This window comes from Dellaglioa sp. CoH-55-MRSF-7 (assembly GCF_056782235.1).
In genome coordinates this window covers 82,999-96,325 of record NZ_JBXAYI010000004.1, presented here as the reverse complement: position 1 = coordinate 96,325, position 13,327 = coordinate 82,999, and the positions used below count along the sequence as shown (strand labels likewise).

The window sequence follows — 13,327 nt, the reverse complement described above, 5'->3', positions numbered from 1 at the left end:
TTTCAGAATAAACGCTAAAATGTGACTACAGACAAAGAATGAGAACACCAGTCATTTCAGAGATAAAATGCTAGGCTGAAACATTTTAATTAGACATTATGGTGGTAGCTCAGGAGTCGTTATTCTGAAATTAAGTAGGAATAACCGGACATTATTGTTCGTTAAAAAGTAATTAAGAGGGGTTAAAACCCAATTTAGGTGGTACCACGGCACTGTCGTCCTAAAACAGAAATGTTTTTTGATGACGGTGTTTTTTTATGCCTAAAATAAAATTGATAGATGAAAAGGAGAACTCATGACAAAAGAAGTTGAATTATCAACAAAATATGATCCAAGTCAGGTTGAACCTGGCCGTTATGAAGAATGGTTGAAAAAAGATTTATTTAAACCTAATGCTAATCCAGAAGCAAAACCTTATTCAATCGTTATTCCACCGCCTAATGTTACTGGTAAATTACATTTAGGCCATGCTTGGGATACAACATTACAAGATATTTTAATTAGACAAAAAAGAATGCAAGGCTTTGATACGCTTTGGTTACCAGGAATGGACCATGCTGGAATTGCAACACAAGCAAAGGTTGAAGCTAAACTAGCTGAACAAGGTGTGACGCGTTATGATTTAGGCCGTGAGAAATTTGTACAACAAGTTTGGGATTGGAAAGATGAATACGCTGATGTTATTCATAAGCAATGGGCTAAAATGGGATTATCACTCGATTATAGTCGTGAACGTTTCACATTAGATGACGGCTTGTCAGATGCCGTAAAAAAAGTCTTTGTTAATTTATATAATAAAGGATTAATCTATCGTGGCGAATACATTATTAATTGGGATCCTAAAGCAAGAACCGCTTTATCAGATATTGAAGTCATTCATCAAGATGATGAAGGTGCTTTTTATCATGTTAAATATCCATTCGCTGATGGTTCTGGATTTATTGAAATAGCGACAACACGTCCAGAAACGATGATGGGCGATGTCGCTGTTGCTGTTCACCCTGATGATGATCGTTACAAAGATATTGTTGGTAAAAAAGTCATTCTACCACTTGTTAACAAAGAAATTCCTATTATTACAGATCATTATGTTGATATGGCATTTGGGACAGGGATGGTTAAAATAACACCTGCTCATGATCCTAATGACTTTGAAGTAGGTAATCGCCATGACTTACCTCGTATTAATACAATGAATGAAGATGCAACAATGAACGAAAATGCTGGTAAATATGTTGGCATGGACCGTTTTGAAGCACGTAAAGCAATTGTTAAAGATCTTGAAGCTGAGGACTTAATGATTAAGATTGATCCAATTACACATAGTGTTGGTCATTCTGAAAGAACTGGCGTTCAAGTTGAGGCCCGTTTATCAACACAATGGTTTGTTAAAATGAAACCACTCGCAGAAGAAGCTTTGAAATTCCAACAAGGGGATGACAAAGTTGGATTCGTCCCAGAACGATTTGAAAATACATTTACACAGTGGATGGAAAATGTTCATGATTGGGTTATTTCACGTCAATTATGGTGGGGACATCAAATCCCAGCTTGGTATCATAAAGAAACTGGCGAAATGTACGTTGGTGAGGTTGCACCAACTGATATCGAAAATTGGGAACAAGATAATGATGTCTTAGATACGTGGTTTTCAAGTGCTTTATGGCCATTTTCAACAATGGGTTGGCCAAATACTGATGCACCTGATTTTAAACGTTATTTCCCAACTAATACGCTTGTCACAGGATATGATATTATCTTCTTCTGGGTATCACGAATGATTTTCCAAAGCTTAGAATTTACAGATGAACGTCCATTTGAACACGTTTTGATTCATGGATTAATTCGTGATGAGAATGGCCGTAAAATGAGTAAATCACTTGGTAATGGGATTGATCCAATGGACGTTATTCAAAAGTATGGAGCAGATGCACTTCGTTGGTTCCTATCTAATGGATCTGCACCAGGACAAGATGTTCGTTTTAGTTACACTAAAATGGATGCTTCTTGGAACTTTATTAATAAAATTTGGAATGCTAGTCGATTTGTTATTATGAATTTAGATGGTGTGGATAAAATTGAATTACCAGCTAAATCAGAATGGCAGCTTGCTGACAAATGGATATTAAGCCGATTAAATACAACTGTTTCTGAAGTTACACGCTTATTTGATGTCTTTGAATTTGGTGAAGCTGGTCGTGCTCTATACAATTTCATCTGGAATGACTTCTGTGATTGGTATATTGAAATGAGTAAAGAAAATCTTAATGGTGAAGATCTGACAGTTAAGCAAAATACACAACAAATTTTGGCTTATGTTTTAGATCAAACATTGAAATTGCTTCATCCAATTATTCCATTTGTAACTGAAGAACTTTGGTTAACAATGCCTCATGAAGGGGAATCAATTGTTGTTGCAGATTACCCAGTGGTTCATCCAGAATTTGAAGATGAACAATCAGTTATTGATATGAACAATTTAATTGAATTAATTCGTGCTGTTAGAAATAATCGTGCAGAAGTAAATGCACCTATGTCCAGTGCAGTTGATTTATTGATTAAAACAACTGATGAAAAAACAAAGATTATTTTTGAAGACAATCAAGAATTTATTCAACGATTCTGTCATCCTAAGGAACTTCAAATCAGTTCAAATGTTGTTGCTCCTAAGCTAGCAATGACGTCTGTAATTACGGGAGCAGAGATTTATATGCCACTTGCTGAACTAATTGATTTGAATGACGAAATTGTTCGTTTGGAAAAAGAAGTTAAAAAACTTGATGTTGAAGTTGTGCGTGGAACTAAAAAATTAGGCAATGAAAAGTTTGTTGCTAGTGCACCTGAGGCAGTAGTTACAAAAGAAAAAGAAAAATTAGCAGATTACCAAATTAAATTAACAGCAACTAAGGAAAGAATTTCTGATTTAAAAGCAGAAGTTTAATCTAACAAAATAGACTTATTTCGGGTACAATATACCTGAGATAAGTCTATTTTTTTTAGAAAGCGGGACGGAAAATTGATCACAACTTACGAAGAGGCACTCAATTTTATTCATGGGCGAACAAAATTTAAAAAAAGTCCATCTTTGAATAGAATGCGAGCATTTATGGAACGCTTAGATAACCCACAAGGTAATATCGCGATGATTCATGTTGCTGGAACGAATGGAAAGGGCTCAACAGTTGCATTTTTACGTGAATTATTAATTGCACAAGGGTTGAATGTAGGAACTTATACTTCACCATTCATTGTTAAATTTAATGAACGTATTTCCTTAAATGGACAGATGATTGATGATACCGCCCTTTTACATTTAGTAAATGTCGTGAAACCAGTTGTTGATCGAATGGATATTGAACTAGCCGATTTTGAGGGGGGACCAACTGAATTCGAAATTATTACTGCAATGATGTTTGTATACTTTGGCAGCATAAATCCTGTAGATATTGTAGTTGTTGAAACGGGCTTAGGCGGGAAGTATGATTCAACTAATATTATTGATCCAATTATTTCAGTTATTACAACAATTGGTCTAGATCATATGAAAATATTAGGTAATACAATTGAAAAGATAGCGCAACAAAAAGCAGGTATCATTAAACGTAATCGGCCTATTATCGTTGGTAGAGTAACTGATGAAGTCTTTAGCGTGATTAATAATGAGGCTAAATTAAAAAATAGTCCTATTTTTCGATTAGGAGTGGATTTTAATGCTAAATCTGAGGGAACAAAATCATCATGGGAAGAAATTTTAACGTATACGTCGAATAAATTGAATATTAAACAACTTTCTGTGCCATTATTAGGTGAATTTCAAGATGAAAATGCAGCAACAGCAATTGCTACTTTTGAGAAGGTTGCTGAAATTCAGGGATGGGCCATTAGTCCTAAATCAATTAGGCAAGGTATTTCAGAGACACGATGGCCAGGACGTTTTGAAAAAGTAAATGATGAACCGTTAGTTATTTTAGACGGTGCGCACAATAGCGCAGCAGTGGATCGGATTACGCAGTTGCTTAAAACGCATTTTCAAGATAAAGAAATCACAATTATTTTTGCAGTACTAGCGGATAAGCAAGGCAAACAAATGCTGGAAAAATTAGCTGCAGTTCCTCATGTACGAGTTATACTAACTCAATTTTCAGGGCCACGTCTAGTAAGCAAAATAGATGATTTCAACGTTAATAAGTTTGATAATGTCTCCATTCAAGAAAGTTGGAAAGAGGCATTAGTTCAAAGTGTTGGCGAAATGTCTTCTGATGATTTATTACTTGTGACAGGATCGTTGTACTTTATTTCGGAGGTTCGTAGTTATTTTGTATCAGAATAATTTAAATAAGTGAATTTCTCGTATTTAATAAAAAATAGGAGGAATCACCATGTCACTTATTTCTAGTTGCTCAAATGAATATCTACTGGAACAAATCCAAAAGTATCAATGTGATAATTTATCAGATAAAGAGCTTTTGACGGTTGTTTTTAGTTTATTATTAACGAACCCTAATGATGTTGGAAAGTGTGTTAATAATTTTTCTTCACGTTACCAATCTTTAAGCCAACTAAAAAAATGTTGTTTAAAAGATTATCAGTTATTGATGGATGGGAATAATCAGTCTACAGCATTACAATTACAAGCTATTGTTACACTGGGAACACGAATCAACAGTGAACCTCATTTTATTTGTGGACAAATCTGTTCAAGTCATGATGCTGGGGTTAGAATGGTTGCTGAGTTAGGTGGATTAAACCAAGAGTTTTTAATTGGATTATTCTTGGATACAAAAAATCAAATTGTAAAACAAGAGACATTGTTCATTGGAACTTTGAATTCAGCAACGGTCCATCCAAGAGATATTTTTGCAGTTGCATTAAAATATGGTGCAGCTAAAATTATATTGGTCCATAATCATCCGAGTGGGCATGTGACACCATCTAAGAATGATATTATTTTCTCTAAAAGAGTTGAAAAATGTGGTATTCTTATGGGAATTGAGCTGTTAGATCATATTATTTCGGGTAATACTAAATATCTTAGTATGAAAGAAGAGGGCGTCCTTTGATTATCAAGGGTGCTCTCTTGTTCTATGAAATTAGATATGATAAACTTAATAAGATTATGGATTCAAAATTAATTACCTTATAATAATTTAAGATAAACTTAATAAAAATTAGTAAATATTGAATGAAATCTCACTTTTGATTATGATATAATGTAAATACTACGAATAAAAGCGCCTAGAAGGCTGACGATGAAGGGAAGAAAGACTGTGTTTGGATTTGGAACAAAGAATATAGGAATTGATTTAGGAACAGCTAATACAATCGTGTATGTTGAGGGAAAAGGTATTGTTTTACGTGAACCTTCAGTCGTCGCTAAAAATGTTAAAACTGATGAAATTGTTTCTGTTGGAGAAGATGCTCGTGCAATGATCGGTCGTACACCAAGTAGCATTGTGGCTATTCGCCCAATGAAAGACGGTGTAATTGCTGATTATGACACAACAGTTGCTATGATGAAATATTACATTCAAAAAGCTTTAGGTAAATCTGCAGGTAAACCTTATGTAATGGTATGTGTTCCTAGTGGCGTTACAGAAGTTGAAAAACGTGCCGTTATTGATGCAACTCGTGTTGCCGGTGCGCGTGACGCCTACGTTATTGAAGAACCATTTGCTGCAGCAGTCGGCGCTGGATTACCAGTGATGGATCCAACGGGTAATATGGTTGTTGATATCGGTGGTGGAACAACAGATGTTGCTACAATTTCATTAGGTGGTATTGTTTCAAGCCGTTCTATCAGAATGGCTGGCGATAAATTGGATGAATCAATTGTGTCATATATTCGTCAAAACTTTAATTTATTGATTGGTGAAAGAACAGCTGAACAATTAAAAATGGACGTTGCATCTGCATCAGTTAAAGATGCTGCATCAATTGAAGATACAACTATCAGAGGACGTGATTTGATTACGGGTCTTCCTAAAACAGTTACTGTAAAAGCAACTGATATTGCAGTTGCTATTCAAGAATCTATTGCTGAAATCATTACTGCTATTAAGGAAACATTGGAAGAAACTTCTCCAGAAATTGCTGCTGATGTGATTGACCATGGTATTGTATTAACAGGTGGTGGTGCATTATTAAAAAACCTATCAGAAGTTATTTCTGAAGTTACAAAAGTGCCTGTTTTTATTGCTAATGAACCACTCGACTGTGTTGCAATTGGTACAGGTGAATCATTAAAAAGTATCGACGTCATGAAGAAAAGATAGATTTTAAAAATCACATAAGCTAAAAATGAAGAGGTTGGTGGTTTATTTATCCAGCCTCTTAATTTTTTAGTTAATTATAAGGTAAGTGGAGGATAGCGAACATGCAGAAATTTTTTTCAAATAGAAGACTAATCATCATTTTAATAGCCATTATTGTGAGTTTTAGTTTAATTTCATTTTCAGTTTCCGTTAGAAATAAAAAATCAACACCACCGCTCATTCAAGAATTTGGTAATGATGTTGTTGGTCTATTTGATAGAGCAGTTAGTTATCCTGCAAATGGCTTAAAAAGTTCAGTTATTGGTATTTCTGATCTTTTAAATACATATCAAGAAAATCAAAAATTAAAAAAACAAGTTGATAAATTAGCACAAGTTCAAGTGGAATCAGACACTGTTAAAAATGAGAATAAACAGCTGAAAAAGGAATTAAAATTGGACAGTACATTGACTGATTATACTTCAATTAATGCATCTGTTTTAACGCGATTACCTTCTGGTTGGCTAAATCAACTTGTGATAAGTAAAGGTAGTGCGTCTGGTGTTAAAAAGAACGCACCAGTGATGGCTGGTTCTGGATTGATTGGTCGTGTTATAGAAGTTAATAAAACAAATAGTAAAGTTGAATTAATATCGACTACTAATGATTCTGCTAATAGATTTGCAGTTCAAGTAAATAATTCAAACGATGATATTATTAATGGTTTAATTACTGACTATGATAAAACAGATAATTTATTAATTATGGGTCAAATTACTTCTAAGAAAGCCTTGAAAAAAGGTGATTCTGTTGTCACATCTGGTCTTGGAGGCACAACACCAAAGGGTTTAAATGTTGGTGTTGTGTCTAAAGTTGAGCAAGGTGATTATGGACTTGCTTCTAAAATTTATATCAAACCTGCAGTTGATTTGAGTGACCTAACGGTTGTAACAGTTGCTCAGACGTTGGATTAGAAGGTGAGATTAGATGAGAAATAAAAATAGACAGTATATTTTTCCGTTAGGACTTATTATTTCCTTTTTTTTGGATGGTACAATACAATTTGTTTTTATGGAACAGTTACAATCACAAACGACTATCATGGTTAGTCACCTGTTGTTGTTATGGTTGATAATGGGTATCTTTTACTCAGATAATAAGCATCTTGAATTATGGGCGTTTGGTGTTGGTCTAGCATTTGATAGTTATTATGCCGGTATTTTGGGTATTTATATGATTTTGTTACCATTAATTGTTTATTTAACTAAAATAGCATATCAATATTTCGAACCATCTTTTATTGTGATATTACTCATTTATTTTATTGATTTGGCAGTTTTAGAAGTTTCGTATTATGCAGTCAATGAGATGATTGGATTTGCTAATGAATCTGTAACAACATTCGTTAGTACTTCGTTTGGACCAACTTTAGCTTTTAATCTGGTGGTATTTATTATTTTGTACTATCCAATATCAAAATTAATGAATTTAAGTAACCGATATAATTAAAATTCAGGGGTGAACGTAGATGCAAGGTGTTATTTTAAAAGGTTATAAAGATGGTTATGAAATTATTCTTAAACAGGATTTCGGATTTGATAAAATTTTGGTTGAACTTAGAGAATTATTTAATAATTTAAGTGCTGAAAAAAAGAATGCTGATGAAACGGTTATTTCGTTTGATATTAAAACAGAAAATCGATTGTTTTCAGCAGATGAAAAGCAAAAAATCGAAAAAATTATTTCTGAATACCGTAATTTTAAAGTACACAAAATCGAATCTGAAGTAATGACCATAGAAGATGCTAATATTTTAAAAGAAAATGACAACGTTCATTTATGCTATCTAACAATTCGAAGTGGACAAATAGTTGATTTAAAAGGTGATATTTTATTTTTAGGTAAATTACATCAGGGTGGTCAATTACGAGCTGCTGGTAATATTTTTGTTATGGGTGAAGTTCAAGGTGTCATTCATGCTGGATTTAACAATAATACAGATAGCATTATTGTGGGCGATGTTTCAGCTGCTTCACAAGTACGAATTGGTGAATTAGTTGATATTATAGATGATGAAAAAGTAACAAACAGTCAAGATACTGTAATCTATGTTAATGATTTACATATTATAGATTATGGCAATCGAGATGAATTAAAGTCACTTCGACCAAAATTATTTAATCATGCTGGAGGATATTAAAGATGGGAAAAGCAATTGTTGTAACATCTGGTAAAGGTGGTGTTGGTAAAACAACATCATCTGCAAATATTGGAACTGCATTAGCACTTCTTGAAAAAAAGGTTGTTCTAATGGATTTAGATATTGGTTTGCGTAATTTAGACGTTGTTTTAGGTCTTGATAACCGTATCTTATTTGATATTGTAGACGTAGCTGAGGGTCGTGCACGGTTACACCAAGCACTCATTAAAGATAAGAGATTTAACGAATATTTATACTTATTACCTGCTGCACAAAATACTGATAAATCAGCATTAGTTCCTGAACAAGTAAAAGCAATTGTTGATGAATTAAAAGAAGAGTTTGACTATGTTATTATTGATTGCCCAGCTGGAATTGAGCAAGGTTTTATGAATGCTATTGCTGGTGCAGATATGGCTATTATTGTAACAACGCCTGAAATTTCTGCGGTTCGTGATGCAGATCGCGTGGTAGGTTTATTAGAGCAAAATCCATTATTACAACAACCAAAATTAATTATTAATCGTATCCGTCGTCAAATGATGGAAGATGGTCAAGCAATGGATGTTGATGAGATTACACGTCATTTGTCTATTGATTTATTAGGAATTATTGTTGATGACGATGCTGTTATTAGTACATCAAATCATGGTGAACCAATTGTTTTAGATTCTAAAAATCCAGCTGGATTAGGTTATCGTAATGTAGCACGTCGACTACTAGGGGAAACAGTGCCCTTGATGACAATAAAACAGCCTCAAAAAGGTTTTTGGAAAAAAATGGGTTCATGGTTTAAGAAAGACTAATTCTTGACAATGTTAATGACAGTATGCTAAATTATTATCAATTAAGAAAAACGTTGAACAGAAGATTAAGGCTTAAACAAACTTTTAAAGAGAGTATCGATTGCTGAAAAGATACAGTTCTTAAGTCTGAAACACATCTGCGAGTTGATTTCCTAAACTAGTTAATTAGGGAAGTCCGGGATAAGCCCGTTATAGCTGTAGTTTAATAAACTCGTTAAGATTAAATTTGTGAGAATTTAATGATGTTTGAGGTGGTACCGCGATTCGTCGCCCTCTATAGTCAATAATGACTATAGAGTTTTTTTATACTCATTTTTATTAATCTACATAAGTTATTTTTCGTGAGAAAAATATGAATTTGAGGTGGCACCACGGCTATCGTCCTCTTGAGTCAATTTGATTTGGCTTGAGAGGATTTTTTTATTTAACTAAAGGGAGATAATGTAATGACTTATATATTAGAAATTTTGCCATCATTAATAGATGGTGCTAAATTAACGTTAGAAATATTTTTTTGGACGATCATTGGATCGATTCCACTTGGTTTAATTGTCGGATTAGGATTAATTTCAAAAATAAAACCAATTAAGTATTTTTTGAATTTTTATGTTTGGTTAATGCGAGGAACACCACTGCTACTACAATTAATTTTTGTGTTTTATGGACTACCAACACTACAACAGTTCCATATTCATATTGTATTCGGTCGATACGATGCGGCATTATTTGCATTTATTTTGAATTATGGTGCGTATTTTGCTGAAATATTTAGGGGTGGATTGCAATCGATTCCTAAAGGTCAATATGAAAGTGCAAAGGTATTGCGTCTATCATATTGGCAAACTATTAGGACAATTATTATTCCACAAGTGTTCAAGATCGTTTTACCTTCAATTGGAAATGAAATTATTAATTTAGTTAAAGATTCAAGTTTAGTATATGTTATTGGGTTAGGCGATTTATTAAGAGCCGGTAACGTAGCGACGAGTCGTGATGTAACACTCGTCCCACTATTGATGGTTGGGGCAATCTATCTGTTATTAACAGCTATATTTACACTTGTCTTGAAGAAAATTGAAAAACATTATAGTTATTACAAATAAGGAGTAATTCTATGCTAGAGTTAAAAAATATTAAAAAGTATTATGGAAAACGATTAATTTTAGATGATATTAATTTAACAGTTAATGATGGTGAAATTGTTAGTATTGTTGGTCCATCTGGTGGTGGAAAAACGACTTTATTGAGATGTATTAGTGGGTTAGAATCAATTGATTCTGGAGATATTCTAATTGATGCCTCACCATTTGATCCATATCGTAATAATACGAACGAAAGTGTTATTGGGGTAGTATTCCAGGAATTTCAATTATTCCCTCATCTTTCAGTGTTAGATAATATAACGTTAGCTCCAAAATTAGTTTTAAATCGTAATAAAGTCCAGGCCGAGGAAGAAGCACAAAAATTATTAGATCGCTTATCTCTCGGAAATAAAGGGCATTTATATCCTTACCAACTTTCAGGTGGGCAGAAACAACGAGTTGCAATTGCACGTGCATTAGCGATGAATCCTAAAATCTTGTGTTATGATGAACCAACTTCAGCACTTGATCCAGCACTACGCCAGGAAGTAGAGAATTTAATATTATCGTTGAAAGTAGACGGAATGACTCAAATAATAGTGACACATGATGTACCATTTGCTGAAAATATTGCGGATAAATTATTAAAAGTTAAGCCGCTAGAAGATTAGAGGATAATAAATGAATCAATTAGAAAAAAAAATTGTTTTTACAATATTATTTATGATGATGTTTATAGGATTAGCTGGCTGTAGCAATAGTAGCCAATCAATGAATTCGGTTGATAGTTGGAAATCAATTCAAAAAAAGGGTACCGTTGTTATCGGAATTGATGATAGTTTTGTGCCAATGACATTCAGACAAAAAGATGGTAGTTTAGTAGGATATGATGTTGATTTAGCAAAAAAAGTTTTTGAAAAATATGATATTCAAGTTGATTTCCAAACAATTGATTGGTCTATGAAAGAAACGGAATTAAAAAATGGGACAATTGATTTAATCTGGAATGGGTATACAAAAACAACTGCACGTGCTAAGAATGTTGCTTTCAGTCGTACATATTTAACGAACAAGCAAGTATTAGTAACAAAAAAATCAAGTGAAATTAATTCTTTTTCTGATATGAAACAAAAAATTTTAGGTGTTCAAAGTGGTTCAGCTGGATTTGATAGCTTAAATTTGCATCCAGATATTTTAAAAGATAATATTAAAGATAAAGAACCTGTTCAATATGATTCATTTGATAATGCTTTTATCGATTTAAATGCAGATAGAATTCAAGGACTTTTAATTGATGATGTCTATGCGAACTACTTTATTAAGCATCAGTCGAATTCAAATGCATATAACGTGATAAATGGTAATTTTAAAACTGAAGATTTTGCGGTAGGTATGCGAAAATCTGATACAACAATGCAATTAAAAATTAATAGGGCAATAACAGAGTTGCAAAACAAAGGTTATCTAAAAGAATTAAATCAAAAATGGTTTGGTGAAAATAATAATATTCAAAATAATTAATTTTGGAGGGACTATATGACATATGTAAATATTGGTGTGCTACTTGTTTTTTTATTGAACTTGTTAGCGGCAATTGTGACCGTCTTTAGAGAAAAACGTGATATTGCTGCAACATGGGCATGGCTTCTTGTCTTGATAGGTATACCTATTTTTGGATTTTTAATTTATCTTTTTTTTGGTAAGAAAATTTCAAAAGAAAAAATATTTGATATTAAAACACAGGGTCGTATGGGTGTTGACCAATTAGTAGATCAACAAAAAGAAGAATGGGCCAGAGGAGAATTAACAACAAGCGGTAAATATACTGATGATGTAAACGAAATCATGCATATGTTTTTAGAAATAGAGAAATCTATTTTAACTAAGAAGAATGAGGTTCAGTTATTTATTGATGGGCATGATAAGTTTAAGACGTTATTTCAAGACATTCGTAAAGCTAAACACCATATCCATGTTGAGTATTATGCATTCGAAGATGGGCATATTGGAAATGAACTATTGACGTTACTTGAAATGAAAGCAAATGAAGGTCTTGAAGTTAGAATCATCTATGATGCATTGGGATCAAAGGGAACTACTAAAAAATTCTTCAAACATCTTGAGGAATTGGGCGGTAAAGCAGAAGCCTTTCTGGGTTCACATTTTTCATTTTCAAATCTTCGTTTGAACTTTAGAGATCATAGAAAGATTGTCGTTATTGATGGTAAAATCGGTTACATCGGTGGATTCAATGTCGGTGATCAGTATCTAGGTGAAAGTGAGAAATTTGGTAACTGGCGAGATACACATATTCGCGTATTTGGAAACGCTGTCGGATCACTACAAAGTAGGTTCATTATGGATTGGAATGCAACTGCGAGAAATAATCAGATTAATTACCAGTCAAGTTATTTTCCACAAACTGTTACAAAAGGTAAAGTTAACATGCAAATTGTTTCTAGTGGACCTGATTCAGAAATTGAACAAATAAAAAAAGGTTATATTAAGTTAATTAATTCAGCTAAAAAATATATTTATATTCAAACACCTTATTTAATTCCAGATGATTCTGTTATAGAAGCGTTAGATATTGCGGTATCTTCAGGCGTTCAGGTTAGAATTATGATTCCTTGTATGCCAGATCATGCCTTTGTTTATCGTGCTACACAGTATTATGCGAAAGATCTAACGAATATTGGTGTAGAAATTTATCAATACAACAATGGATTTTTACACGCTAAAACAGTTGTAATTGATGAAATGGTTGCATCCGTTGGTTCAGCTAATTTTGATTTTAGAAGTTTTAAGTTAAACTTTGAAGCGAATGCATTTATTTATGATGTAGGTGTGGCAAGCACACTTAAAACAATTTTTGAAACTGATATGGAACAAAGTAGTCTTTTAACGAAAAGGTATTTTAATGATCAATCACATTGGTTGAAATTTAAGCAACAGTTTTCAAGACTTCTTTCACCGATATTATAGGAA

General features: G+C 33.1%; 12 protein-coding genes and 2 other annotated features. All 12 genes read left to right on the top strand.

Annotated elements, in window-relative coordinates:
- The first annotated feature begins 25 nt into the window (after window positions 1–25).
- Window positions 26–226, top strand: a binding site (T-box leader).
- A 69-nt stretch (window positions 227–295) separates the two neighbouring features.
- Window positions 296–2,941 carry a valine--tRNA ligase gene (locus AC1RPU_RS05605; protein ID WP_481761668.1) on the top strand — a complete coding sequence of 882 codons (2,646 nt, stop codon included), beginning with the start codon at window positions 296–298 and terminating at the stop codon, window positions 2,939–2,941.
- A gap of 75 nt (window positions 2,942–3,016) precedes the next feature.
- Window positions 3,017–4,330 (top strand): bifunctional folylpolyglutamate synthase/dihydrofolate synthase, encoded by a 1,314-nt coding sequence (locus AC1RPU_RS05600; RefSeq protein WP_481761669.1) that lies wholly within the window; start codon window positions 3,017–3,019, stop codon window positions 4,328–4,330.
- A gap of 49 nt (window positions 4,331–4,379) precedes the next feature.
- Window positions 4,380–5,060 carry a RadC family protein gene (radC, locus tag AC1RPU_RS05595; protein WP_481761670.1) on the top strand — a complete coding sequence of 227 codons (681 nt, stop codon included), beginning with the start codon at window positions 4,380–4,382 and terminating at the stop codon, window positions 5,058–5,060.
- Between the two features lie 207 nt (window positions 5,061–5,267).
- Window positions 5,268–6,272: a rod shape-determining protein gene (locus AC1RPU_RS05590; RefSeq protein ID WP_409022785.1), complete on the top strand. Its 1,005-nt coding sequence runs from the start codon at window positions 5,268–5,270 to the stop codon at window positions 6,270–6,272.
- A 101-nt stretch (window positions 6,273–6,373) separates the two neighbouring features.
- Window positions 6,374–7,225 carry a rod shape-determining protein MreC gene (gene mreC, locus AC1RPU_RS05585; protein ID WP_481761671.1) on the top strand — a complete coding sequence of 284 codons (852 nt, stop codon included), beginning with the start codon at window positions 6,374–6,376 and terminating at the stop codon, window positions 7,223–7,225.
- Window positions 7,226–7,238: 13 nt separating this feature from the next.
- Entirely contained in the window at window positions 7,239–7,760 is a 522-nt protein-coding gene (gene mreD, locus AC1RPU_RS05580) for a rod shape-determining protein MreD (RefSeq protein WP_409022351.1), read from the top strand.
- A 19-nt stretch (window positions 7,761–7,779) separates the two neighbouring features.
- Complete coding sequence (locus AC1RPU_RS05575) at window positions 7,780–8,451, top strand: septum site-determining protein MinC (RefSeq protein ID WP_409022352.1); 672 nt, start codon at window positions 7,780–7,782, stop codon at window positions 8,449–8,451.
- Between the two features lie 2 nt (window positions 8,452–8,453).
- Complete coding sequence (minD, locus tag AC1RPU_RS05570; protein WP_409022353.1) at window positions 8,454–9,257, top strand: septum site-determining protein MinD; 804 nt, start codon at window positions 8,454–8,456, stop codon at window positions 9,255–9,257.
- A 44-nt stretch (window positions 9,258–9,301) separates the two neighbouring features.
- Window positions 9,302–9,535: a binding site (T-box leader), on the top strand.
- A 168-nt stretch (window positions 9,536–9,703) separates the two neighbouring features.
- The gene (locus AC1RPU_RS05565) at window positions 9,704–10,360 is read left to right on the top strand and encodes an amino acid ABC transporter permease (RefSeq protein ID WP_409022354.1); all 657 of its coding nucleotides are present in this window, start codon (window positions 9,704–9,706) and stop codon (window positions 10,358–10,360) included.
- Window positions 10,361–10,371: 11 nt separating this feature from the next.
- Complete coding sequence (locus AC1RPU_RS05560; protein WP_409022355.1) at window positions 10,372–11,010, top strand: amino acid ABC transporter ATP-binding protein; 639 nt, start codon at window positions 10,372–10,374, stop codon at window positions 11,008–11,010.
- A 10-nt stretch (window positions 11,011–11,020) separates the two neighbouring features.
- Window positions 11,021–11,860 carry an amino acid ABC transporter substrate-binding protein gene (locus tag AC1RPU_RS05555; protein WP_481761672.1) on the top strand — a complete coding sequence of 280 codons (840 nt, stop codon included), beginning with the start codon at window positions 11,021–11,023 and terminating at the stop codon, window positions 11,858–11,860.
- A 15-nt stretch (window positions 11,861–11,875) separates the two neighbouring features.
- A complete protein-coding gene (cls, locus tag AC1RPU_RS05550; RefSeq protein WP_481761673.1) occupies window positions 11,876–13,324 on the top strand; it encodes a cardiolipin synthase in 1,449 nt (482 codons plus the stop codon).
- Window positions 13,325–13,327 lie beyond the last annotated feature (3 nt).